The organism is Variovorax sp. UC122_21 (genome assembly GCF_044056785.1).
Taxonomy (GTDB): domain Bacteria; phylum Pseudomonadota; class Gammaproteobacteria; order Burkholderiales; family Burkholderiaceae_C; genus Variovorax.
On record NZ_CP172004.1, the window covers coordinates 5585370 to 5610069 of the forward strand.

The window sequence follows — 24700 nt, forward strand, 5'->3', positions numbered from 1 at the left end:
TCAGCTTCTCCATCGCAGGCTGCGCACCCGCTCGCGCTGCTCTTCCTCGTGGAAGTGCGCGAGCGAGGGCTTGATGAGGTCGCTGCGCGCCACGATGCCGACCAGCAGGCGCGAATCGGCATCGCGCACCACCGGCAGCCGCTCGAGGCCGTGGCGCGCGAGCCGCGTAGCGACCGCGCGGCAGTTCTCGCCGGGCAGCGCGACCACCGGCGGCGTGCCGGCCACGGCATCGCCGACGGTGCCGTTGCTCCAGGCGGCGAGCACGGCACGGTCGGCGACGCCGATCACCTCGCGCCCGCGCAGCACCGGGAAGGCGCGGTGCGCCTGCCCTTCGCCGAAGTACACGGCCAGCGCCTCGGCCACCGGCAGGGCGGCGTCGATGCTGCGCACCTCGTGCGTCATCACCTCTTCCACGAACTGGCGCTCGAGCGGATCGATGCCGTACTCGCGGTAGATGTGATGGCCGCGGCGCGCGATCTTCTCGGTGAGGATCGAACGCCGCATGGTGAGCACGGTGAAGCCGTAGGCGGTGGCCGAGGTGGCGAGCAGCGGCAGCAGCGCATTGCTGTCGTGCGTGAGCCCGAAGGCGAACACGGTGGCCATCAGCGGCGCGCGCATGGTGCCGCCGAGCGTGGCGGCCATGCAGACCAGCGGCCACAGCATCGGGTCGCCGCCCGGCAGCAGGTGCGAGAGCACCGCGCCGAGCGCCGCGCCCATCATCAGGAGCGGCGCCAGCACGCCGCCCGAGGTGCCCGAGCCGAGCGCGATCACCCAGATGATCGCCTTGACCGCGATCAGCGCCAGCACCGCCTGCCAGGCCAGCTGGTTGTGCAGCAGGTCGCCGATCACGTCGTAGCCCACGCCGAGCGCGCGCGGCTCGAAATAACCGCCGATGCCCACCGCGAGGCCGCCGAGCGCCGGCCACCACATCCAGTGCAGCGGCAGCTTGCCGAACAGGTCCTCGACCTTGTAGAGCGACAGCGAGAGGCTGGCCGAGAGCGCGCCGCACAGCAGTCCGGCCACCACGCACGACAGCAGCGCGAGCGGGCCCGGCGCCGCGGTCTGCAACGGGAACAGCGGCCCGGCCTCCATCAGCAGCGGCCGCGTGAAGCCCGCGACCGCGCAGGCGATCGCCACCGGCAGCAGGCTGCGCGGACGCAGCTCGAACAGCAGCAGCTCGACCGCCAGCAGCACCGCGGCCACCGGCGTGCCGAACACCGCCGTCATGCCCGCGGTGGCGCCGGCCACCAGCAGCGCCTTGCGCTCGGCCGCCGACAGGTGGAAGTGCTGAGCGATCAGCGAGCCGATGGCGCCGCCGGTCATGATGATCGGCCCCTCGGCGCCGAAGGGCCCGCCGCTGCCGATAGCGATGCCCGAGGACAGCGGCTTGAGCACGGCGACCTTCGGCGACATCTTGCTGCGGCCGAACAGGATCGCCTCGATGGCCTCGGGAATGCCGTGGCCGCGGATCTTCTCGGAGCCGTAGCGCGCGATCAGCCCGATCACCAGCCCGCCGACCACCGGCACCGCGATCACCCAGGCGCCCATCGTGTGGCCCGCCGGCGAGCGGTCGGCCAGCGAGAAGCTCTGGAAGAAGAACAGGTTGGTGAAGAAGCGGATCAGGTCGAGCAGCACGCGCGCGGCCACGGTGCTCGCGGCGCCGATGATGGCGGCCAGGGTGGCGATGCGCAGCAGGCGCGCGTCGAGCGCGAAGTCGCCGCGGCGATGGGTGGAAGTGGACATGGAGGGGCCGGAAGCCGGTGGCGCGAAAGCGCGCAAAATATCACTCCGTGACATAAATGGGCGATCGGCGCCGCCCTGCCCCTGCGCCAGAATCGCCCGATGGACCGCACGCTCATCGAACCCGAAACGCCCCGTCTCCGCCTGCGCCAGTGGCGCGAGAGCGACCTCGCGCCCTTCGCCGCGCTGGTCGCCGATCCAAAGGTGATGGAGTTCTTTCCCGCCACGCTGTCGCGCGCGGAGAGCGACGCGCTGGTCGCGCGCTTCGTCGAGCGCATCGCGCAGAACGGCTGGGGCTTCTGGGCCGCCGAGCACAAGGAGTCGGGCGAGCTGATCGGCTTCACCGGCCTCAATGCGCCGGCCTATCCCCTGCCCTTCTCGCCTTGCGTGGAGATCGGCTGGCGGCTCGCGCGCCAGTGGTGGGGCCAGGGCCTCGCGAGCGAGGCGGCGCGCGCCTCGTTGGCCGTGGGCTTCGAGCGGCTCGGGCTGGACGAGATCGTGTCCTTCACCGCGCTGCCCAACCGGCGCTCGAGCGCGGTGATGCAGCGCCTGGGCATGCGCGAGGACCCGGCCGGCGCGTTCGACCATCCGCTGCTGGCCGAGGGCCATCCGCTGCGCCGCCATTGCCTCTACCGGCTCGACCGCGCGGCCTGGCAGGCGCAACGAGGCGCCTGAGGTCAGAAGGCCTTCACCAGCAGCACCAGCCCCGAGACGATCGCGAACAGCTGCACGAAGATGCGCAGCAGCCGCCCGTTCACGCGGCGATGAACGAGGCGGCTGAGCACCGCGCCCACGACCAGCGCCGGCAGCAGCAGCGCCGCGGCCTGCAGCTGCGGCAGGCCGACGCGGCCGGTGGCCAGCAGCACGGCCAGCGAGACCAGCTCGCCGAGCAGGAAACACAGCGCGATGGTCGAGCGCATGGTGGGCGCCGGCTGGTGCTGGTAGACCAGCGCCAGCGGCGGGCCGCCGATGCCGGTGGCGGTCTCGGTGATGCCCGTGACCAGCCCGGCGCCGACGAAGGCGCCGCGCCCCGGCGAGAAGGCCGGCATCAGCAGCGTGACCAGCGCGGCCGCGACGGTCGAGGCGCCGACGAACAGCGAGAGCTGGCCCGCGCTGAGCGCAGCGAGCACCCACAGGCCGCCCGCGGTGCCCGCGACGCGCCCGCCGGTGATCCAGCGCGCGCCGGTGCCGTCGATCGCGCCGCGCTCGCGCCAGGCCACGTAGAGGTTCAGCGGCAGCATCAGCACCAGCACGCACACCGGCAGCAGCTCGGGGCGCACGAGGCCGATCACCGGCGCGGCGATGAGCGCGAAGCCGACGCCGGTCGCGCCCTGCACGAAGGCGGCCACCAGCACGGCCAGCGACATCAGCACGAGATGCTGCGCGCTCATCGGGCGACCTGCCGCCGGTGCTCGGCGGCCGTGGGATGCAGCCGCACGATCGGCGCGCGCGCGATCGCGGCCTGGGCGGTGCGCGAGAGCTGCCGCTGCAGCGCGCGTGCGTCCCAGTCGGTGGGCCAGCCCTTCCACAGCCGCAGTTGGCCGGCTACGAACACCGCCTCGACCTGGTCGCGGTTGCCCAGGCGCACCAGGTCCCAGGTCAGGTCGACCGAGGTGCACATCTCGGGCGTGTCGACGTCCACCAGCAGGAAATCGGCGGCCTTGCCCACGGCGATCTCGCCGGTACGCGCGCCCAGGCCCGCGGCGCGCGCGCCCTCGTGCGTCGCATGGTCGAACCAGGTCCAGCCGCCGCCGCTGGAGGCATCGCCCACGGCCAGGCCGAAGGCGATCTTCTGCGCGGCCTCGGCCGTATCCATCAGGCGGAAGCCGTCGCTGCGCGTGGCATCGGTGCCCCAGGCCGAAGCGGATGCCCAGCGCGGCCATGAGATGGGCCGGCGCCACCGCGTTGCCCTTCCACTGGCTCGCGACCGGGTTGTAGCTGACGGCGGTGTCGGTGTCGCGCAGCAGCATGAGTTCCGGTGGCGTCACCAGCGTGCCGTGCGCGATCAGCACCTGCGGGCCGAGCGCGCCCAGCTGCGCGAGCAGTTCCAGCGGACGCCGGCCGCGCGCGACCACCGAGCGCTCGACCGAAGCCAGGTGCTCGTTGACGTGGGTCTGGAACACGGTGCCGGCCTCGGCGCACAGCGCGGAGACGGTCGTCAGCATCTCGTCGGAGGCCGCCTCGGGCACCGAGATCGCGAGCGAGGGATGCACCAGCGCATCGCCCTGCCAGCGCGCGAGGAAGCGTTCTGCCTGCGCCTTCAGCGCGCGGCGCTCGGCATCGCTGCTCTCGTTGCCGCCGTCGTTGCAGATCAGCCCGAGCACGCAGCGCAGGCCGGTCTCGTGCAGCGCGCGCGCCATCGCGCCGATGTCGCCCGGTGCGCGGGTGCCGGCGTCGCACACGGTGGTGAAGCCGCCGCGCAGCGACTCGAGCGCCGCGAGCTTGGTCGCGAGGTAGACGAACTCGTCGTCGAGGCTGGATTCGAGCGGCACCCACACGCGCCGGAAGATCTCGGACGGCTCGCCGTAGGCCAGCGACTTGCCGAAGGACTGCGTGAGATGGTGGTGCGCGTCGATCATGCCGGGCATCAGCAGCCGGCCCGGCAGGCGCTGCGGCACCAGTTGCGGATGCCGCGCGGCCAGCAGCTCGGCGGGGCCGATATCGGCGAAGCGGCCGTCGGCGATGTGCACGGCGTGGCCGGTGGCCGGGCCGTCGCGCAGCATCAGGTGGTCGGGCACGAGCAGCAGCTCGCGGGCCGCGAAGGGCGCGGCCTCGTGGTCAGGGGACATGTCTGGATCCGGGAGAAAAGAAGAAGAGAAAGGAAAAGCTCACTGCGGCGAGACCGGCGGCGGCACCGCCGACGGCAGGGGCGCCGCGCGTTCGGCCAGTGGCCGGTTGAACAGCAGGTTGAGCACCACCGCGGTGATCGAGCCCATCGCGAGGCCGTTGCCCAGCACCAGCTGCAGCGTGTCGGGAAAGCGGCTGTAGAGCCCGGGCACCAGGATCGGCAGCAGGCCCATGGTCAGCGCGCCCGCCAGCACGAACATGTTGCCGCGCTCGTGCAGGTCGGTGCGGCGCAGCATGTCGATGCCCATGGTGCCGATGATCGCGAACACCACCATCGCGGTGCCGCCCACCACGGCGACGGGAATCGCGCTGGCGAGCCGGCCCAGCGGCGCCGACAGCGCGATCAGCACCAGGATCGCGCCGGCCATGGCCGTCACGTAGCGCGAGCGCACGTTGGTGGCGCGCACGATGCCGATGTTCTCGCCGCTGGTGATGATCATCGAGGTGCCGAACAGGCCGCCGAGCAGCGACACCAGCGCATCGCCGCGCACGGTGCGCGGCACCGCGTCGCGCGGGTCGATGGACCGGCCCACCACCTCGGCCACGGCCACCGTCTGCCCCGTGGCCTCGACCATCGAGATCACGCTGAAGATCAGGAGCGGCACCGCGGCCACGAGGTCGAAATGCGGCAGGCCGAAGGGCAGCAGGGTCGGGGTGCTCCACACCGGGCCGGCGGCCACGGGCGAGAAGTCCATCAGCCCGAAGGCGGCCGCCAAGAGCGTGCCGGCGAGCAGGCCCAGCAGCACCGCGAGCTGGCCCAGCATGCCCTTGAACAGGCGCGCGAACAGCAGCGTGAAGCCGATGGTGGCGAGCGCCAGCCCGATGTTCACCGGGTCGCCGAAGGTCGGCGTGCCGGCCTTGCCGGCGATGATGCCGCCGTAGACCTTCACCAGGTTGATCGACACCAGCAGCAGCAGCGTGCCGATGACGATCTTCGGGAAGAAGCGCAGGCAGCGCGCGAACACCGGCAGGATCAGGAAATAGAACAGCGCCGTGAGGATCACCGCGCCCGAGGCGGTCTGCAGGTCGCGCTGCTGGGCGATGGTCACGAACATCACGATCGGCGCGCCGCCCGGCACCATCACGAAGGGCAGCCGCGCGCCGAACTTCCACGGCCCGAAAGACTGCAGCAGGGTGCCGAGCCCGCACAGCAGGAAGGTGGCGCTGATCAGGTTGACGGTGAGCGCGGCCGACAGGCCCAGCGCCTTGGCCACCAGGAACACCGAGGTGATCGGCACCGCGGCCATCACCAGCACATGCTGCAGGCCGAACAGCAGCAATTGGGAAAAGGGCAGCACGGCATCGACGGGCGCAACCTCGTTCGCACGGGACATGATCGTTTTTCCTTGGATCGGTCCGCGCCCGAAATCGATTTGGGCGCACTGGCAAAAAAATCCGCCGCAGCGGGTGAAGTACATTCCGGGCAGACGCCCAAAACGATTTGGGAATTGAAGCACCGCTTTCGTGGAAGGTCAATACGGGATGAACACCGAGCGAACGCCACGGGCGAACATCAAGGACGTGGCGCGCGAGGCCGGCGTGTCGCCGACCACCGTGTCGCACGCCCTGAACGCGCGCGGGCAGGTCGATGCCGAGACCCGCGCGCGCGTCGAGCGCGCGGCCGCCAAGCTGGGCTACCGGCCGAACCGCAATGCGCAGCGGCTGCGCACCGGGCAGGCGCACATGATCGCCCTTCTGTCCTCGATGCCGCTCGCGGTGGCGGGCGGGCCCTCGCGGCTGGGCTTCCTGATGGAGGTGGCGGCGGTGGCCGCGGCGGCGGCGCTCGACCGCGGCCTCGCGCTGGTGCTGGCGCCCGCGATGGAGAACGGCCTGGTGCCGATGGAGCTGCTCGACGTCGACGGCGCGCTGGTCATCGAGCCTTCGGCCGGCGACCCCAACCTCGCGAACCTGCTGCGTCGCGGCCTGCCGGTGGTGGCCATCGGCAAGCCGGCCGAGGGGCCGGTGATGCCGCCCTATGTCGACATCCATTCGGGCCGCACCACGCGGCTGCTGCTCGAGCACCTGCACGCCCAGGGCGCGCGCCAGGTCGCGATGATCCTGGGCGCGGCGCAGCGCAACTCCTACCTCGAGGCGCGCACGGCCTATGAGGAAGCGATGGCCGCGCGCGGCCAGCCGCCGCTGCTGTCGCTGGTCGAGGAGGTGCGCGGCGAGGCCGGCGGCCACGAGGCGGCGCAGGCGCTGCTCGCGGCCCATCCCGGCATCGACGCCTTCTGCGTGCCGGTCGATGCCTTCGCGGCCGGCGCGCTGGCCGCGATCGTCCAGAGCGGGCGCCGCGTGCCCGACGACGTGATGGTCGCGACCCGCTACGACGGCCTGCGCGCGCGCACCAGCGTGCCGCCGCTCACCGCGGTCGACCTGCACCTGGAGGAGGTGGCGCAGCAGGCGATCGCGCTGCTGTTCGACCACCTGCGCGGCGACGTCTCGCGCCACCGGGTCGAGGGCCCGGCCGCGCAGTTGGTGGCGCGGCCCTCGTCGGTGCGCGGCTGAGCTTCTTCAGTTTTGCTTCGCGCGCGACACCCGCCACACGACGTTGCCCACGTCGTCGGCCACCAGCAGCGCGCCGCTCTTGTCGAGCGCCACGCCCACCGGCCGGCCCTGGGCCTTCTCCTGGGCATCGAGGAAGCCCGTGAGCACGTCGACCGGCGGGCCGCTGGGCTTGCCGCCGATGAAGGGCACGAACACCACTTTGTAGCCCGACTTGGGCTTGCGGTTCCACGAGCCGTGCTCGCCGATGAAGACGCCGCTGGCGAACTGCTCGGGCATGCCGCCCGGGCGCGAGAACGCGAGACCCAGCGGCGCGACGTGCGAGCCCAGCGCGTAGTCGGGCGCGATCGACTTGGCCACCATCTCGGGGTTCTGCGGCTGCACGCGCACGTCGACCACGCCGCCGTAATAGCTCCAGGGCCAGCCGTAGAAGGCGCCGTCCTTCACCGAGGTCAGGTAGTCGGGCACGAGGTCGCTGCCGATCTCGTCGCGCTCGTTGACCACGGTCCACAGCGCCTGGGTGTCGGGGTCCCAGCCCAGGCCGTTGGGGTTGCGCAGGCCGCTCGCGAACAGGCGCTTCTCGCCGCTCTTGGTGTCGACCTCCCAGATGGCGGCGCGGCCCTCCTCGGCTGCAAGGCCGTTCTCGCCGATGTTGCTGTTCGAACCCACGGTCACGTAGAGCTTGCTGCCGTCGGCGTTGGCGATCACGTTCTTGGTCCAGTGGTGGTTGATGCCCGCGGGCAGCGCAGTCACCACGGTGGGCTTGGCATCGATGGAGGTCTGGCCCTCGGTGTAGGGCACCTTCACGAGCGCATCGGCGTTGGCGATGAAGAGCTCGTTGCCCACCAAGGCCATGCCGTAGGGCGAGGTGAGGCTGGAGAGGAACACCTGCTTGACCTCGGCCGCGCCGTCGCCGTCGGCATCGCGCAGCAGGGTGATGCGGTTGGCGCTGGGCACGCCGGCGCCGGCGCGCGCCATCAGCTTGTTCATCACGAAGTTGCGCGCCTTGGCCATCAGGCCGCTGCCGCCGTCGGTCGTGCCCTCGGGCTTGGGCGGCTTGTTGCTCTCGGCCACCAGCACGTCGCCGTTGGGCAGGGTGTAGACCCAGCGCGGATGGTCGAGCCCGCGCGCCAGCGCCGCCACCTTGAGGCCGTCGGCCGGCGTGGGCGCGGCGGTGTCGTTCCAGCCGACCACGGGCGCGACGTTGACGGTGGGGATCAGGGTCTTGTTGGGCTCGACCAGCTGCGGCCGCGGGCCGGTGGTCAGTTCGGGCGTGAGCTTGGCCGCCTCGCCGCAGCCCGCCAGCACCAGCGGGACCAGGACCGCCGCCAGCAAGGCCGCGGCCATCTTGGGGGTGGGTGCTTGCTGCCGTGTCTTCATGCGCCATCCTTCATGCGTTGCGGCGCGGCCGGACGCCGCGCATCAAGCGATCTTCGAGCGGGCGGCGGCCCCGGGGCTGTCGGTCGTGGGCGCTTTCCGGCGTGGGCGCACCCCGTTCGCGCATCGCCGCTACCATCGCCGGGATGACCCACGACCTGTTCCGTGCCGACGCCTATCTGCGCTCCTGCGAAGCGCGCGTCGAGCGCATCGACGAGACCGGCATCGTGCTGGACCGCAGCGTGTTCTACCCACTGGGCGGCGGACAGGCCGGAGACAGCGGCGTGCTGGCGCTGGCCGGCGGCGGCGAGATCGCGATCGCCGACACGCGCAAGGGCAAGGACGCCGAGGGCCGCGCCACCGACGAGATCGTGCACGTGCCCGCGCCGGGCCAGGAGGCCCTGCTGGCCGCGCTGAAGCCCGGCGACACCGTCACCGCGACCATCGACTGGGAGCGCCGCCACCGGCTGATGCGCTTCCACACCGCCACCCACCTGCTCTGCCACCTGGTGCCGCAGCCGGTCAACGGCTGCTCGATCACGCCCGACTACGCGCGGCTCGACTTCCACATGACCGACCCGCTCGACAAGGAAGCGCTGACCCAGGGACTCGCGGCGCTGGTGGGCGCGGCCCATCCCCTGACCGTGGGCGCCATCACCGACGCCGAGCTCGACGCCAACCCGGCGCTGGTCAAGAGCATGAGCGTGCAGCCGCCGCGCGGCACGGGCACGGTGCGCACCATCCGCATCGGCGGCGAGGGCGAGGCGCAGATCGACTTCCAGCCCTGCGGCGGCACGCACGTGGCCAACACCGCCGAGATCGGCGCCGTGGTGGTCACCAAGATCGAGAAGAAGAGCGCCAACAGCCGGCGCGTGGTGCTGGGCTGGGCCGCCGCCGCCTGATCCCGCCCGGAACTTCGCCTCCCCTGAACGCTCCGACTGTCGGCATGACCTTCACGCGCCTCCGATTCGCTACGCTTCTCATAGCAGCATCCGCAGCCTGGATGCCGGCTCTGGCCCAATTGACTCCAGCCAAGGCGGGCGCGGTCGTGACCACCCCGCATGTGCGCGCCGAACTGGTGGCGCACGCGCCCGACGGCGTGACGCCCGGCGCGCCGGTCTGGGTCGGCCTGCAGATCGCGCACCAGCCCGAGTGGCACACCTACTGGAAGAACGCCGGCGACTCCGGCCTGCCCACCGAGCTCAGCTGGACCTTGCCACCCGGCGTGGCCGCCGGCGACATCGCCTGGCCGGTGCCGAAGAAGATCCCGGTCGGCAACCTCGCCAACTACGGCTACGAGAACACGGTGCTGCTGCCGGTGCCGCTCGAGGTGGCGAGCACCTTCAAGCCGCCGCTGGCCCTCACGGGCGCCGGCGGGCCGGCCGAACTCCAGGTGCGGCTCAAGGCCTCGTGGCTGGTCTGCCGCAAGGAATGCATTCCCGAGGAAGGCGAGTTCTCGCTGGCGCTGCCGGTGCAGGGCTCGACCGCGCTGCACAAGGCCGAGTTCGACGCCGCCCAGGCCGCGCAGCCGGCGCAGCTCGCCGCGCCGGGCGCGATCGAGGTGCAGGGCAACAACCTGCAGGTGCGCCTCGAGGGCCTGCCGGCCGCCGCCCAGGGCAAGACGCTGGCCTTCTTCCCCGAGACCCCCGAGGTGATCCGCACCGCGGCCGTCTCCGGCAAGGACTGGACCCAATCCTGGCAGGGCGGCACCTGGACCGCCACGCTGCCGCTGGCCGAGCAGCGCAGCGCGAGCCCCACGGCGATGCCGGTGGTGGTGGCGCTGGCCGAGGCCGACCGCCAGCCCGGCCAGCCGATCGCCTGGCGCGCCGAGCCGCCCGTGAGCGGCAGCTGGCCCGCGGCGGCCGCCGCGCCCGCGGCCCAGGTCTCGCCCGCGCTGCAGGCGGCACTGGCGGCCAACGCGGCCGATGCCGTGAAGACCGCCGCCGCCTCGAACGAGATCGCGCCCCAGCCCATGGGCACGCTGCTGGCCGCGCTGCTCGGCGCCTTCCTGGGCGGCCTGCTGCTCAACCTCATGCCCTGCGTGTTCCCGATCCTCGCGATCAAGGTGCTGGGCTTCGCGCGCCAGGCCGGCAACCGCAGCGCGCACCGGCAGGCCGGGCTGGCCTACACGGCCGGCGTGATCCTGTCCTTCCTCGCGCTCGGCGGCGCCATGCTCGCGCTGCGCGCGGCCGGCGCCGGCCTGGGCTGGGGCTTCCAGCTGCAGTCGCCCGCGGTGGTGGCGGTGCTGGCCGCGCTGTTCACGCTGATCGGCCTGAACCTGGTGGGCGTGTTCGAGTTCATGCGCACCGTGCCCTCGTCGGTGTGCAGCGCGCAGGCCAAGCACCCCATCGCCAACGACTTCCTCTCGGGCGTGCTCGCGGTGGTCATCGCCTCGCCCTGCACCGCGCCGTTCATGGGCGCCTCGCTGGGCTTCGCGATCGGCCTGCCGGCCGGCCAGGCGCTGCTGCTGTTCGCGGCGCTGGGCTTCGGCCTCGCGCTGCCCTACCTGGTGGCGGGCTTCGTGCCGGCCATCGCCTGGCTGCTGCCCAAGCCCGGCCCGTGGATCAGCACGCTGCGCAAGCTGCTGGCCTTCCCGATGTTCGCCACCGTCGCCTGGCTGGTCTGGGTGCTGGGCCAGCAGACCGGCATCGACGGCGCCGGCACCCTGCTGGCGCTGCTGGTGTGCCTGTCGGCGATCGTCTGGGCGCTCACGCTGCGCGGCCGCTCGCGGCTGGTGATCGCCACCGTGCTGATCGGCTTCACCGTGGTGCTCACCAGCGCCATCGGCCGCAACGTGCTGACCACCATCGAGCCCGCGAAGCTCGCGGGCGCCCCGGGCTCGAAGGAAGCCCGCTGGCAGCCCTGGTCGGCCGAGCGCGTGGCCGAGCTGGCCGGCGACGGCCGCCCGGTGTTCATCGATTTCACCGCCGCCTGGTGCGTGACCTGCCAATACAACAAGAAGACCACGCTGTCCGACACCGAGCTCTTGGCCGCCTTCGACGACAAGAAGGTCGCGATGCTGCGCGCCGACTGGACCCGCCGCGATCCCGCGATCACCGCCGCGCTGACCGCGCTCGGCCGCAGCGGCGTGCCGGTCTACGTGCTGCAGGCCCCGGGCAAGCCGCCCGTGGTGCTGACCGAGATCCTCGGCAAGGACGAGGTCCGCGCGGCGCTCGCGGCACTTTGACCACGGCTGCGGCATGGGTTGTCACAGGCACATGAAAAAACCGCTCTAAGCTGTCGCCGTCATTCGGAAATATTCCCATGGAGTTCGATCAGCCCATGTCCCTTCCCCCCTCCACCGAGCTGCGCCCCGACTCGCGCTCGGTGCGCGCCGCGCGCCGAGCCCGCGCCGCCCTCAGCCGTGCCTCGCGCCGTGCCGTCATGGCCGCCGCCGTCGCGCTGGGCGCCACCTTCCTCGTGAGCAACAACGCCGTCGCCGCGCCCGCCGTGGGCCAGCAGGCGCCCGACTTCGTCGCCGTCGACACCAGCGGTGCCAAGCACAAGCTGTCCGACTTCGCGGGCAAGTTCGTGGTGCTCGAATGGACCAACCCCGGCTGCCCCTTCGTGCGCAAGCACTACGGCAGCGGCAACATGCCCGCCACCCAGAAGGCCGCCACCGACAAGGGCGTGGTCTGGCTGGCCATCAACTCCACCGAGCGCGCCGCCAGCGACTACCTGAAGCCGGCCGCGCTGGCCGACTGGATGAAGTCGCAATCGGCCGCGCCCACGGCGGTGCTGATGGACGAGGACGGCATGATCGGCCAGGCCTACGGCGCGCGCACCACGCCGCACATCTTCATCATCGACCCCAAGGGCACGCTGGTGTACGCGGGCGGCATCGACTCCATCGCCTCGGCACGCGTGGACGACATCAAGACCGCCGTCAACTACGTGAACCAGGCACTCGGCGAGGCCTTCGGCAACAAGCCGATCACGGCGGCCAGCACGCGGCCCTACGGCTGCTCGATCAAGTACAAGACCTGAGCCCGTCCCCGGGCCCGTCATCCAGCAAGAGGCGCCGCGGCGCCTCTTTTCTTTGGGGCCGGCTTTGACAGGTACCTGACCACGCGCGTCAGCTTGCCGTCGGGCAAGGCTTCCTACCCTCGGGGGTGCACACATCGCGCACGCACAACCCAGGGGACTCCACACATGACCACAGCGTCCAAAGGCGCGGCCAGCACCGCCTCCAGTTCCAAGTTCGCCACCGTCCTGCGCGTGACCGGCGGCAACTTCATGGAGATGTTCGACTTCTTCCTGTTCGGCTTCTACGCCACGCAGATCTCGAAGGCCTTCTTCCCGGCCGGCGACGAGTTCGCCTCGCTGATGCTGACCTTCATGACCTTCGGCGCCGGCTTCCTGATGCGGCCGCTGGGCGCGATCTTCCTCGGCGCCTACGTCGACCGCGTGGGCCGCCGCAAGGGCCTGATCGTCACGCTCGCGCTGATGGCGCTGGGCACGCTGCTGATCGCCTGCGTGCCCTCCTACGCCACCATCGGCTTCGCGGCGCCGCTGCTGGTGCTGATCGGGCGGCTGCTGCAGGGCTTCTCGGCCGGCGTGGAACTCGGCGGCGTGTCGGTCTACCTGTCGGAGATGGCCACGCCGGGCCGCAAGGGCTTCTACGTGAGCTGGCAGTCGGCCAGCCAGCAGGTCGCCATCGTGGTGGCGGCCGCGCTCGGCTACTGGCTCAACGTGACTTTCAGCGCGCAGGAGATCGGCGACTTCTACTGGCGCGTGCCCTTCTTCGTCGGCTGCCTGATCGTGCCGGTGCTGTTCGTGATCCGCCGCTCGCTGCAGGAGACCGAGGAATTCATGGCGCGCAAGCACCGCCCCGACGCGCGCGAGATCTTCCGCTCGATGGTCGCCAACTGGGGCCTGGTCATCGCCGGGATGATGCTGGTGTCGATGACCACCGTGTCCTTCTACCTGATCACGGTCTACACGCCGACCTTCGGCAAGGCCGTGCTGCACCTGAGCACCACCGACGCGCTGGTCGTCACGCTGTGCGTGGCGGTCTCCAACTTCATCTGGCTGCCGATCATGGGCGCGCTGTCGGACCGCGTGGGCCGCAAGCCGCTGTTGATCGCGTTCACCGTGCTGACCATCCTCACGGCCTACCCCTCGCTCAAGTGGCTGGTCGGCGCGCCGAGCTTCGCGCGCATGCTCGAGGTCGAGCTGTGGCTCTCGTTCCTCTACGCGAGCTACAACGGCGCGATGGTGGTCGCGCTGACCGAGGTGATGCCCGTCAGCGTGCGCACCGCCGGCTTCTCGCTGGCCTACAGCCTCGCGACCGCGCTGTTCGGCGGCTTCACGCCGGCCGTGGCCACCGGCCTGATCGAGATGACCGGCGACAAGGGCGCGCCGGGCCTGTGGATGACGGCGGCCGCGGTCTGCGGGCTGGTGGCGACGCTGGTGCTCTACCGGCGCAACGTGAATCCGGCCGACGCGCGGCGCGTGCCGGCGGTCTGACGCCGTCACGGCGGGGGCCCTGCGACAATCGCCCGATGCCCTTCGCCCCCCTGCAAAACGACACCTTCCTGCGAGCCTGCTGGCGCCAGGCCACCGACCACACGCCCGTCTGGCTGATGCGCCAGGCCGGCCGCTACCTGCCCGAGTACGTCGCCACCCGCGCGCGGGCCGGCAGCTTCATGGGACTGGCCACCAACGTCGACTACGCGACCGAGGTCACGCTGCAGCCGCTGGCGCGCTATCCGCTCGACGCGGCGATCCTGTTCTCCGACATCCTCACCGTGCCCGACGCGATGGGCCTGGGCCTCTCGTTCGAGGCCGGCGAGGGTCCGCGTTTCGCGCGCCCGCTGCGCGACGAAGCCGCCGTGGCCGCGCTCGAGGTGCCCGACATGGACAAGCTGCGCTACGTCTTCGACGCCGTGGCCTCGATCCGCAAGGCGCTCGATGGCCGCGTGCCGCTGATCGGCTTCTCGGGCAGCCCGTGGACCCTGGCCTGCTACATGGTCGAGGGCGCGGGCTCGAGCGACTACCGGCTCGTGAAGGGCATGCTCTACGGCCGCCCCGACCTGATGCACCGCGTGCTCGCGATCAATGCCGACGCCGTGGCCGCCTACCTCAACGCCCAGATCGACGCCGGCGCGCAGGCCGTGATGGTGTTCGACAGCTGGGGCGGCGTGCTGGCCGACGGCGCGTTCCAGGAATTCAGCCTGGCCTATACCGCGCGCGTGCTCGCCGGCCTCAAGCGCCACGGCCCCGACGGCCAGCCGGTGCCGCGCATCGTCTTCACCAAGGGCGGCGGGCTCTGGCTCGAGGACATGCGCGCGCTCGACTGCCAGGTGCTGGGCGTGGACTGGACCGTGAACCTCGGCGCCGCGCGCCGCCGCGTGGCCGAGGGCGACGACGGCCAGGCCAAGGCGCTGCAGGGCAACATCGACCCCAACGTGCTGTTCGCGCCGCCCGCGCGCATCGAGGCCGAGGTGGCGAAGGTGCTGCAGGCCTTCGGCGCGCCGCACGCCGACCGCGCGACGGCCGGGCCGACCCACATCTTCAACCTCGGCCACGGCATCAGCCAGTTCACGCCGCCCGAGCACGTGTCGGCGCTGGTGCAGGCGGTGCACGCGCAATCGCGCCAGTTGCGGCAGTCCGCCTGACACGGCCGGCGCGCCGCCGGCCGCGGCCGCCACGTCCGCAGGGCGGATGTGGAAAAGAAGATGGCCAGAGTGCGGCGCGGCGGCTTTGTCAAGGCCCAAAACGGGCTTCGGCGACCGACTTATGCACAAAACGCGTGTTGCACTGCGCAAGATTGCGTTAGGCGGGTGCGGCCCCGCTACCAAAGCAATAGCGAAGCTAAGTCGTTGATTTATATGGAGTTTGAACTTTGCCCTTTTTGCGGGCATTCCAGCCGGAGCCTTGATTTTCAAGGCTTGGCGGCGAGTCCAGCCCGGTTTTCAACAAAGTTATCCACAGAAACTCTGGACGGGTCGCAAAGCACTGAAAAATCAACGACTTAAGTGACTTTGCTCAACACTGCTTTAACAAACCCTGCCAACGAGGACACCATCCCAACCCGCCCCATTCCCAGCGAAGACCTGCTCGGCGAGCCGACGAACGGCACTCCGGGAACGTCCGGCGCCGCGTTTCCCTGGCGCATCGACGTGGCGGTGCAGACGCCCGCGCACAGCGCGCTGGGCGACGTGCTGAGCTATGGCGGCGACGCGCCACTGCCGGCCGGCACGCTGGTGCGGGTGCCGCTGGGCCGGCGCGAGGTGCTCGGGGTGGTCTGGCATGCCGAGGCGCGCACGGCCGAGGAACTGGCCGCGCCCGACCTGGCGCTCAAGCCGGTGGCCGCCGCGCTCGATGCGCTCGCGCCGCTGGGCCCGGCCTGGCGCGACCTGGTGGCCTTCGCCGGGCGCTACTACCAGCGCTCGATCGGCGAGATCGCGCTGGCGGCGCTGCCGCCGCAGCTGCGCGACCTGAGCACGGTGCAGCTCGCGCGCCGGCTCAAGCGCAAGGGAGCCGACGACGAGGCCGCGGCCGACACCGGCACGCCCTCCCCGGTCGAGCCCAGCCCCGAGCAGGCGGCCGCGCTGGCGCGCATCGAGGCCGAGGACGGCCCGTTCCTGCTGGCCGGCAGCACCGGCAGCGGCAAGACCGAGGTCTACCTGCGCTGCGTGGCCGCGCTGCTGGCGCGCTCGCCCGAGGCCCAGGCGCTGGTGATGGTGCCCGAGATCAACCTCACGCCGCAGCTCGAGGCCCGCTTCAAGGCGCGCTTCGGCGCGCAGGCGGTGGTATCGCTGCACAGCGGCATGACCAACCCGCAGCGCCTCGCGAGCTGGCTGGCCGCGCATGCGGGCGCCGCGCGCATCGTGCTGGGCACGCGCATGGCGGTGTTCGCCTCGATGCCGGGCCTGGCGCTGATCGTGGTCGACGAGGAGCACGACCCGAGCTACAAGCAGCAGGAAGGCGCGCGCTATTCGGCGCGCGACCTCGCCGTGTGGCGCGGCCACCGCGAGAAGGCCAAGGTGATCCTGGGCTCGGCCACGCCCTCGCTCGAGAGCTGGCACCAGAGCCGCCCGCCCGCCGACGGCGACCCCGGCGGGCGTTACGTGCGGCTGGCCATGCCCTCGCGTATCGGCGCGGGCGAGCTGCCCACGGTGCGGCTGGTCGACATGACGCTGCAGCCCGCGAAGACCGTGCTCTCGGCCAAGCTGCTCGACGCCATCGGCCAGCGCATCGCGCGCGGCGAGCAGAGCATGATCTTCCTCAACCGGCGCGGCTATGCGCCGGTGCTGGCCTGCGGCGACTGCGGCTGGAAGAGCGAATGCCCGCACTGCAGCGCCTACCGCGTGTTCCACAAGATCGACCGCACGCTGCGTTGCCACCACTGCGGCCACACCGAACGCGTGCCGCGCGCCTGCCCGGTCTGCGGCAACCTCGACATCGCGCCCGTGGGCCGCGGCACCGAGCGGCTCGAGGAGCACCTGGCCGAACTGTTCTCGGCCGTGAAGCGGCCCGACGGCAGCGCGGTGAGCATCGCGCGCATCGACGCCGACAGCACGAAGAAGCAGGGCGCGCTCGAATCGCAGCTCGCGGCCGTGCACGCGGGCGAGGTCGACGTGCTGGTCGGCACGCAGATGATCGCCAAGGGCCACGACTTCCGCCGCATCACGCTGGTGGCCGCGGTGAACCCCGACGGCGCGCTGTTCTCGAGCGACTTCCGCGCGCCCGAGCGGCTGTTCAGCCTGCTGATGCAGTCGGCCGGCCGCGCGGGCCGCGATGCCGCCTACTTGGCCACGCAGGGCAGCACGGCCGAGATGTGGATCCAGACGCACCACGCGGAACATCCGCTGTTCCAGGCGCTGCGCCGGCACGACTACCCGGCCTTCGCGGCGCAGCAGCTCGAGGAGCGGCAGGCCGCCGCGATGCCGCCCTTCGCCTACCAGGCGCTGGTGCGCGCCGATGCGCGCACGCAGGAGGCGGCGCAGGCCTTCCTCAACGCGGCGAGCGCCGCGGCCGATGGACTCGAGGGGGCGGCGCAGGTGATGCGCTATCCGGCGGTGCCGCTGGCGATCCAGCGCGTGGCCAACGTGGAGCGCGCGCAGATGCTGCTGGAGAGCCATTCGCGCGCCGCGCTGCAGCGCATGCTCGCGCTGTGGCAGCCGCAGCTGCATGCGTTGCGGCGCACGCCCGAGGGCAAGGGCGTGATCCGCTGGCTGATCGACGTCGATCCGCAGGGGATCTGAACCTCGTCGCCATGGGCCCGCGCTCAGTGCAGGCTCATCGGCTCCTTGCCCATCTCGACATAGCGCAGTTCGCGGTCCGCATGGCGCCGCCGCGCGACGCTGCCGGGCCAGGCGAACACCACCAGGCTCAGCGCGCCGAGCGCCAGCGCTGAGGCGGTGCCGAGCTTGCCGGCCTGCCAGAGCCAGGCCGCGCCGGCGAGCCAGGCCAGCCACAAGAGAATTCGAAACAGTGTTGCCATCATCGTGCGAGCTCCCATGCCATCTTCCGGTCTGCGGCCCACTTTAGCAGCGCAAATGCGAACTCAAGCATTCATCCGAAGTGGTATCGGATAGCTATGTCTTACGGCCGGCATATCGGACGGAAAAACTCTGAAAAAAGAGTTGACGCCGCGCGCGCGCCGCTGCAAAAGACTCCGTGGAGGGGTCCGCAACGACGCGCTCCTCCGGGCCCCGGGCGCCCATCGAGCCCGCTCTCCTGAAGGCAAAGGTCGCTCGTGAAACCGCTCCATTTCGCAAGTGGGATTCTGTCTGTCGCGGCCTCCGCTTGGGCCTGCTTCCTGGTGCTCGCACCCGTCACCGCGCACGCCGCCGAGATCGAACGCCAGGGCCGGCTGCTGCTGGTCTCGGGCATGCTCGACGGCAGCGAGCTCGCCAGCTTCATCGACCATCTCAACAGCGGCACGGTGCGCACCGTGGTGCTGGAGGACTCCTTCGGCGGCACCGCCGAGGCGGCCGGCGCCTTCGCCGACGCGATCCGCGCGAGCGGCGTCGAGACCGAGGTGCGCGGCCAGTGCATGGCGGCCTGCGCCTACGCCTTCCTCGCGGGCAAGACGCACCGCTTCAGCGACGGCTTCCAGGTCACCGGCCTGATGCTGCCGGTGGCGGCGCGGCCCACGGCGGCCGAGCTCGCGGTGCGCTGGCGCGACGATGCGCACAGGACACCGGCCGATTTCACGACGGGCGCCAGCGCGCCCAAGGTGATCGAGGCCTCGGCCGACGGCCGCGGCGCGAACGACCACTGGCAGCCCGAGCATGGCGTGCTGTTCACCGCCAGCCCTTCGCTGTTCGGCCGCATCTACAACGCCTTCTATTGCGACGGCACGCAGGGCCGCGATTTCTCGAAGTGCGAGCGCCTGCCCGATGCCGATCCGTTCAAGCTCGGCGTGCTGACGCCGTAGCCCGCGTCACTTCAGCAGCCCCACCGCCAGCGGAAAGCTGAAGAAGGCCGCCACCGTCGTCCACAGGATGATGCGCGCGATGCGCCCGTTGTCGGCGCCGAAACGCTCGGCCAGCATCGACACGTTGCTCGCGCTCGGCAGCGCCGCCACCAGCACGATCGCCACCAGCGCCGGCCACGACAGCGGCAGGCCCAGCGCGATCGCCGCGAGCCCCAGTCCCCACACCAGCAGCGGGTGCGCGAGCAGCTTCACCAGCACCACCGGCAGCACGTCGGCCAGCGGCGCCTTCGGCAGGGGCCGCGCGCCGCTGCCCATGGCCTGGGCCACGGCCGCGCTCGCGCCGTGCTCGCGCGCCACCAGCGCCGAGCGCGCGAGCACCGCGCCGATGGTGAACAGGGCCACCGGCGAGGCGGCGTCGGCCAGCATCGCCGCCGTGCGCTCCACCGGGCCCGGCAGCTTCCAGCGCGCGGCCGACAGCAGCACGCCGAGCAGGATCGACCAGGGCATCGGATTGACCAGGATGCCGCGCAGCGCCTGGCGCGCGGCCTGCCGCGGACCGTGGTGCGCGCCACCCGGGCCTGCGCCGTCGAGCCGCGACAGCGCGATGCACAGCGAGGAGGTGACCACGAGGTCGAAGGCGATGGTGATGATCATCGGCCCGGCCGCCTGCGCCCCGAGGATGGCCACCAGCAGCGGCACGCCCATGAAGCCGGTGTTCGGGAAGGCCGCCACCAGCGCGCCGAAGGCGGCGTCGTTCCAGCCGATGCGCGCATTGCGCGTGAACGCCACCACGCCGCCCACCACGGCCAGCGCGCTCAGGCCCCAGACCAGCGCGACGCTGCCGTCGAGCAGTTGCCCGATCGGCGTGCCGGCGCCGAAGCGCAGCAGCATGCAGGGCAGCGCGAAGTAGAGGACGAAGCTGTTGAGGCCGGGGATCGCATCGAGCGGGAGGATGCGGGCACGGGCGGCGCCGTAGCCGGCGGCGATCAACGCGAAGAAGGGAAAGGTAACGAGAAAGACGGGCAGCACGGCGCGATTGTCGCCGCCGGCCCCGGCCCTCGCCGAAGGCCGCCGATGCCCCTTCACGGTGCGTTTACCGCGCTTCCCACATCGCGGTATCGGCCGACGCCGCGGCCCCTGCGGCCCCCGTATCATTGCCCGCTTTCGCGCCCGCCGCGCCCTGCGGCCCCTGCCGGCTCCCCTCCCCTTTCCATGTCCCACGGTCTCAATCTCGCGCAACAAGAAGCGGTCAACTACATGCACGGCCCCTGCCTCGTGCTCGCGGGCGCGGGCTCGGGCAAGACGCGGGTGATCACGCACAAGATCGCGCGCCTGATCCAGGCCGGGCTCGAGCCCAAGCGGATCGCGGCCATCACCTTCACCAACAAGGCCGCCGCCGAGATGCGCGAGCGCGCCAAGGGGCTGATCGGGCGCGATGCCAAGAAGGTGGTGATCTGCACCTTCCACGCGCTGGGCGTGCGCATGATGCGCGAGGACGGCGCGGTGCTGGGCCTGAAGTCGCAGTTCAGCATCCTCGATGCCGACGACGTGACCAAGATCCTCAAGGACGCGGGCGGCACCAGCGACCTGGCGACCGCGCGCATCTGGCAGTGGACCATCAGCAAGTGGAAGAACATGGGCCTGAACGCGGCCCAGGCCGAGGCCATCGCGGCCGACGACAACGAGCGCATCACGGCCACCATCATGGCGCGCTACGAGGAACGCCTGACCGCCTACCAGAGCGTGGACTTCGACGACCTGATCGGCATGCCGCTCAAGCTGCTGCGCGACTTCGAGGAAGTGCGCAGCAAGTGGCAGTCCACGCTGGGCCACATCCTGGTCGACGAATACCAGGACACCAACGCCACCCAGTACGAGGTGCTCAAGGCGCTGTCGGGCACGCGCGGCCACTTCACCGCGGTGGGCGACGACGACCAGTCGATCTACGGCTGGCGCGGTGCCACGCTCGACAACCTGCGCAAGCTGCCGGTCGACTACCCCACGCTCAAGGTCATCAAGCTCGAGCAGAACTACCGCTCGACCAGCGCCATCCTGCGCGCGGCCAACAACGTGATCGGCCCCAACCCCAAGCTGTTCCCGAAGACGCTGTTCTCCGAGCTCGGCGAGGGCGAGCCGGTGCGCGTGGTCGACTGCGACAGCGAGATGCACGAGGCCGAGCGCACGGTGGCGCGCCTCGTGAGCCTGCGCGAGACCTCGAGCCACAAGGAGTTCCGCGACTTCGCGATCCTCTACCGCGCCAACCATCAGGCGCGCGTGTTCGAGCAGGCGCTGCGGCGCGCGCAGGTGCCCTACAAGGTCTCGGGCGGCCAGAGCTTCTTCGACCGCGCCGAGATCAAGGACCTCTGCGGCTGGTTCCGCCTGTGGGTCAACAACGACGACGACCCCGCGTTCCTGCGCGCCATCACCACGCCCAAGCGCGGCATCGGCCACACCACGCTGGCGGCGCTGGGCACCTTCGGCAGCCAGTACAAGCTGAGCCTGTTCGAGGCGCTGTTCTCCTCCTCGCTGCCCAGCGTGATGCCCAAGCGCGCGCTCGAAAGCCTGCACGAGTTCGGCCGCTACATCAACGACCTCGAATACCGCGCGCGCCAGACCATGGGCGCCGAGAACGCACGCGCCTTCCTCGACACCTGGCTCAAGGAGATCGAGTACGAGAAGCACATCTACGACGGCGAGGACAGCGAGCAGGCCGCGGCCTCGCGCTGGACCAACGTGATGGAGTTCTGCGACTGGATGGCGCAGCGCTGCGGCGGCGAACTCGACGACGCGGCCGGCGTCAACAACACCAGCGAGCCCAAGAGCCTGCTCGAGGTGGCGCAGACGATCTCGCTGCTGTCGACCATCAGCGAGCGCGAGCAGGACCAGAACGTGGTCACGCTCTCGACGCTGCACGCCTCCAAGGGCCTCGAGTGGCCGCACGTGATGCTGATCGGCTGCAACGAGGGCCTGCTGCCCTTCAAGCTCGACGACGACGACGGCCGCCAGCAGCAGGTCAGCGAGAGCACGCTCGAGCGGCTGCAGGAAGAGCGCCGGCTGATGTACGTGGGCATCACGCGCGCGCAGCGCAGCCTCGCGGTGAGCTGGACCAAGCGCCGCAAGAAGGGCCGCGAGATGGTGCTCGCGCAACCGAGCCGCTTCATCGCCGAGATGGCGCTCGACAAGAGCACCACGCGCGAGGACCCGCGCGAGAAGCTCAAGGCCCTGCGCGCCGAGTTCGCGCGCAAGGCCCAGGAGGGCGCGGCCGCCGCGGCGGCTTCGTCGGCCGCGCCATGAAGCGCCGCGTTCGAGGCCTGGCCCTCGCGACCCTCGCCCTGCTGGCCTCGGCCGGCGCGCTCGCTCAGGCCAGCAGTTGCCCCGACAGCGTGCAGGACCTGCCGCCCGAGGCACTCTACGGCCGCTGGGAGGCGCGCTTCGACGGCCTGCCGGCCGTGGCCGTCGTGCAGCTGGCCCGCCATCCCGAATACGCCGGCGTGCGCGGCACCATCGCCCGCCCCGCCGTCACCGGCCGGCCGGCCGCGGTAGCGCAACTGGCGGGCGACATCGGCGACGACGGCACGCTGGCCATCGACGAATCGCTCGACGGCCGCAGCATCAGCGGCGTCTGGGTCGGCGCGATGGCGCCCGGCGGCTGCGGCCGCGAATTCCGCGGAACCTGGCGCGACGCCACCGATGAGAGCACGCATCCCTTCGTGCTGACGAAAAAGGAAGGGTCAGGGAAATGAACACCACCATGCAAGGCCGCCCGCGCGCGGTGCTGGCCACCGCGGCGCTGCTGCTGACCGGCGCCGCGCAGGCGCAGGCCGTCGACCAGCCCAAGAGCCCGCTGGCCGACAACCAGCTCACCTGGCAGAGCTGCGCCGCGCTCGGCGCCGACAACGCGGCGCGGCTGGCCTGCTACGACCGCTGGTCGCAGCAGCAGACGCTGCCCTCGGTGTCGGTACCGGTCGCGCCGCCGGTGCTGGCCAACACCCAGCCCGCGCCGCCGGTCGACGGCTCGATCCCGGCCACGCGCGTGGTCTCGGTCGCCACCACCGAGGGCTGCCGCGACCGCCAGTACTCGGCGCTGTCGCGCTTCTGGAACTCGAGAACGCCACCGACTGCGGCACCTTCGGCTTTCGCGGCTACCGGCCGCTCAACGTCTCGGTCTCGGCCGCGGGCAGCAAGCCCGACACGCCCACCTCGCCCTCGGCCGGCCACACCGGCGAGCCGGTGGCCTACCAGGCCAACGAGATGCGCATCGGCCTGTCGGTGCGCACCAAGCTCGCGCAGGGCCTGCTGACGCAGAACGACCCGGTCAAGAAGGACTCGCTGTGGTTCGCCTACACGCAGCAGTCGACCTGGCAGCTGTTCAACGGCGCGATCTCGCGGCCCTTCCGCACCACCGACCACGAACCCGAGCTGATGTATGTCTACCCGACCGACTTCAAGCTGCCGGGCGGCTGGCGCTGGCGCTACACCGGGCTGGGCATCGTGCACCAGTCGAACGGCCAGAGCCTGCCGCTGTCGCGCAGCTGGAACCGCGTCTACCTGATGGGCGGCGCCGAGCTCGACGACCGCTTCAGCATCACGGGCCGGATCTGGAAGCGCATCTCGGAGGACCCGGCCAAGGACGACAACCCCGACATCGCCGACTACATCGGCCGCGCCGAAGTCACCGGCCGCTGGAACCTCGACCGCAACAACACGCTGGGCATCACCGTGCGCAACAACCTGCGCGACAGCGGACGCGGCTCGGTGCGGCTCGAATGGCTCAAGGCGATCGGCGACCCGACGAAGAGCAACCTGCGCTTCCACACGCAGCTGTTCTACGGCTACGGCGACACGCTGGTGGACTACAACCGCAAGCGCACGGTGTTGAGCATCGGCCTGAGCCTGGTCGACTTCTGATGTCCGCGAACCCACGGAGACCTTGTCCATGAGCACCGAACTGTCCCCCGTCGACGCCACCCAGCGCGAGATCATCGCGGCGCTGGCCGTCGCGCCCGTGTTCGACGCCGCCGCCGAGCTCGAGCGGCGCGTCGAGTTCCTCGCCGCCTACCTGCGCCGCACCGGTCTGTCGACCTACGTGCTGGGCATCAGCGGCGGCGTGGATTCGCTGACCGCCGGCTGCCTCGCGCAGCGCGCGGTCGAGCGGCTGCGCGCCGAGGGCCGCGAGGCCACCTTCATCGCGATGCGGCTGCCCTACGGCGTGCAGAAGGACGAGGCCGAGGCGCAGGCCTCGCTGGCCGTGATCCGTCCCGACCGCCTGCTGACGGTGGACGTGCGGCCCGCGGCCGACGCGATGCTCGCGGCGCTCAAGGCCGGCGACCTGGTCTTCCGCGACGCGGCGCACGAGGACTTCGTGCTCGGCAACATCAAGGCGCGCCAGCGCATGATCGCGCAGTTCGCGGTGGCGGGCGCGCACAACGGCATCGTGATCGGCACCGACCACGCGGCCGAGGCGCTGATGGGCTTCTTCACCAAGTTCGGCGACGGCGCGGCCGACATCACGCCGCTGACCGGCCTCAACAAGCGCCGCGTGCGCGCGGTGGCGCAGCTGCTCGGCGCGCCCGATGCGCTGGTCTACAAGGTACCCACGGCCGACCTCGAGTCGCTGGTGCCGGGCAAGCCCGACGAGGACGCCTTCGGCGTGACCTACGAGCAGATCGACGACTTCCTCGAGGGCAAGCCGGTGTCGGCCGCGGCGCGCGAGGTCATCCTGTCGACGCACCGCAAGAGCGCGCACAAGCGCGCGCTGCCGGTCGAGCCGCCGGCGGTCTGAGGCGGAGTGCCCCGGCTTCGACAAGCTCAGCCTGAACGGCTGGAAATGATCGAGGCACG

19 protein-coding genes and 2 pseudogenes are annotated in these 24700 nt (G+C 71.3%); 13 read left to right on the forward strand and 8 right to left on the reverse strand.

The genetic code is table 11. The features are described from left to right. A complete protein-coding gene (locus ACHMXE_RS39065) occupies positions 1-1743 on the reverse strand; it encodes a chloride channel protein (RefSeq protein WP_395349007.1) in 1743 nt (580 codons plus the stop codon). Positions 1744-1842: 99 nt separating this feature from the next. Here ACHMXE_RS39065 and ACHMXE_RS39070 point away from each other — a divergent pair, with 99 nt between their 5' ends. Beyond that, positions 1843-2415: a GNAT family N-acetyltransferase gene (locus tag ACHMXE_RS39070; protein ID WP_395349008.1), complete on the forward strand. Its 573-nt coding sequence runs from the start codon at positions 1843-1845 to the stop codon at positions 2413-2415. Positions 2416-2417: 2 nt separating this feature from the next. Here the strand turns inward: ACHMXE_RS39070 and ACHMXE_RS39075 are convergent, their stop codons facing one another. The 4 genes and pseudogenes from ACHMXE_RS39075 to ACHMXE_RS39090 form a co-directional block, all read right to left on the reverse strand. Further along, positions 2418-3131: a sulfite exporter TauE/SafE family protein gene (locus tag ACHMXE_RS39075; protein ID WP_296795525.1), complete on the reverse strand. Its 714-nt coding sequence runs from the start codon at positions 3129-3131 to the stop codon at positions 2418-2420. Beyond that, complete coding sequence (locus tag ACHMXE_RS39080) at positions 3128-3556, reverse strand: amidohydrolase family protein (RefSeq protein WP_395352994.1); 429 nt, start codon at positions 3554-3556, stop codon at positions 3128-3130. Before ACHMXE_RS39080 ends, ACHMXE_RS39075 begins: the two co-directional genes overlap by 4 nt. An 88-nt stretch (positions 3557-3644) precedes the next feature. Further along, a pseudogene (locus ACHMXE_RS39085) lies at positions 3645-4529 on the reverse strand (amidohydrolase family protein); the annotation flags it as partial. A 39-nt stretch (positions 4530-4568) separates the two neighbouring features. Further along, positions 4569-5921 carry a uracil-xanthine permease family protein gene (locus ACHMXE_RS39090; RefSeq protein WP_395349009.1) on the reverse strand — a complete coding sequence of 451 codons (1353 nt, stop codon included), beginning with the start codon at positions 5919-5921 and terminating at the stop codon, positions 4569-4571. 148 nt (positions 5922-6069) lie between these two features. On the opposite strand from ACHMXE_RS39090, the gene ACHMXE_RS39095 reads away from it, so the two are divergent. After that, the gene (locus tag ACHMXE_RS39095; protein WP_395349010.1) at positions 6070-7095 is read left to right on the forward strand and encodes a LacI family DNA-binding transcriptional regulator; all 1026 of its coding nucleotides are present in this window, start codon (positions 6070-6072) and stop codon (positions 7093-7095) included. A 6-nt stretch (positions 7096-7101) separates the two neighbouring features. On the opposite strand, the gene ACHMXE_RS39100 is transcribed toward ACHMXE_RS39095, so the two are convergent. After that, a complete protein-coding gene (locus ACHMXE_RS39100) occupies positions 7102-8472 on the reverse strand; it encodes a PQQ-dependent sugar dehydrogenase (protein ID WP_395349011.1) in 1371 nt (456 codons plus the stop codon). Positions 8473-8615: 143 nt separating this feature from the next. Between ACHMXE_RS39100 and ACHMXE_RS39105 the strand changes: the two genes are divergently transcribed. From ACHMXE_RS39105 to ACHMXE_RS39130, 6 genes are all read left to right on the forward strand, one after another. Beyond that, the gene (locus ACHMXE_RS39105; protein ID WP_395349012.1) at positions 8616-9371 is read left to right on the forward strand and encodes an alanyl-tRNA editing protein; all 756 of its coding nucleotides are present in this window, start codon (positions 8616-8618) and stop codon (positions 9369-9371) included. 44 nt (positions 9372-9415) lie between these two features. After that, the gene (locus ACHMXE_RS39110) at positions 9416-11656 is read left to right on the forward strand and encodes a protein-disulfide reductase DsbD family protein (protein WP_395349013.1); all 2241 of its coding nucleotides are present in this window, start codon (positions 9416-9418) and stop codon (positions 11654-11656) included. A gap of 95 nt (positions 11657-11751) precedes the next feature. Continuing rightward, complete coding sequence (locus ACHMXE_RS39115) at positions 11752-12456, forward strand: redoxin domain-containing protein (RefSeq protein WP_281081071.1); 705 nt, start codon at positions 11752-11754, stop codon at positions 12454-12456. A 165-nt stretch (positions 12457-12621) separates the two neighbouring features. Then, positions 12622-13938 (forward strand): MFS transporter, encoded by a 1317-nt coding sequence (locus ACHMXE_RS39120; protein WP_209542433.1) that lies wholly within the window; start codon positions 12622-12624, stop codon positions 13936-13938. 35 nt (positions 13939-13973) lie between these two features. After that, positions 13974-15089 (forward strand): uroporphyrinogen decarboxylase, encoded by a 1116-nt coding sequence (hemE, locus tag ACHMXE_RS39125; RefSeq protein ID WP_395349014.1) that lies wholly within the window; start codon positions 13974-13976, stop codon positions 15087-15089. A 510-nt stretch (positions 15090-15599) separates the two neighbouring features. After that, entirely contained in the window at positions 15600-17681 is a 2082-nt protein-coding gene (locus ACHMXE_RS39130) for a primosomal protein N' (RefSeq protein ID WP_395352996.1), read from the forward strand. Positions 17682-17704: 23 nt separating this feature from the next. On the opposite strand, the gene ACHMXE_RS39135 is transcribed toward ACHMXE_RS39130, so the two are convergent. Further along, complete coding sequence (locus tag ACHMXE_RS39135) at positions 17705-17923, reverse strand: hypothetical protein (RefSeq protein WP_281077749.1); 219 nt, start codon at positions 17921-17923, stop codon at positions 17705-17707. A 315-nt stretch (positions 17924-18238) separates the two neighbouring features. Between ACHMXE_RS39135 and ACHMXE_RS39140 the strand changes: the two genes are divergently transcribed. After that, positions 18239-18859, forward strand: coding sequence for a hypothetical protein (locus ACHMXE_RS39140; RefSeq protein ID WP_203206076.1), 621 nt, complete (start codon positions 18239-18241; stop codon positions 18857-18859). A gap of 6 nt (positions 18860-18865) precedes the next feature. Here the strand turns inward: ACHMXE_RS39140 and ACHMXE_RS39145 are convergent, their stop codons facing one another. Beyond that, a complete protein-coding gene (locus ACHMXE_RS39145) occupies positions 18866-19888 on the reverse strand; it encodes an AEC family transporter (protein WP_395349015.1) in 1023 nt (340 codons plus the stop codon). Between the two features lie 183 nt (positions 19889-20071). On the opposite strand from ACHMXE_RS39145, the gene ACHMXE_RS39150 reads away from it, so the two are divergent. The 4 genes and pseudogenes from ACHMXE_RS39150 to nadE all read left to right on the forward strand — a co-directional run bounded on the left by ACHMXE_RS39150 (position 20072) and on the right by nadE (position 24641). Then, positions 20072-22153, forward strand: coding sequence for an ATP-dependent helicase (locus ACHMXE_RS39150; protein WP_093353807.1), 2082 nt, complete (start codon positions 20072-20074; stop codon positions 22151-22153). Continuing rightward, positions 22150-22602 carry a hypothetical protein gene (locus ACHMXE_RS39155; RefSeq protein WP_203204201.1) on the forward strand — a complete coding sequence of 151 codons (453 nt, stop codon included), beginning with the start codon at positions 22150-22152 and terminating at the stop codon, positions 22600-22602. The genes ACHMXE_RS39150 and ACHMXE_RS39155 overlap by 4 nt, the downstream gene beginning before the upstream one ends. Before the next feature lie 8 nt (positions 22603-22610). Further along, positions 22611-23767: pseudogene (locus tag ACHMXE_RS39160) on the forward strand (phospholipase A). 28 nt (positions 23768-23795) lie between these two features. Next, entirely contained in the window at positions 23796-24641 is an 846-nt protein-coding gene (gene nadE / locus ACHMXE_RS39165; protein ID WP_395349016.1) for an ammonia-dependent NAD(+) synthetase, read from the forward strand. Positions 24642-24700: the final 59 nt, after the last annotated feature.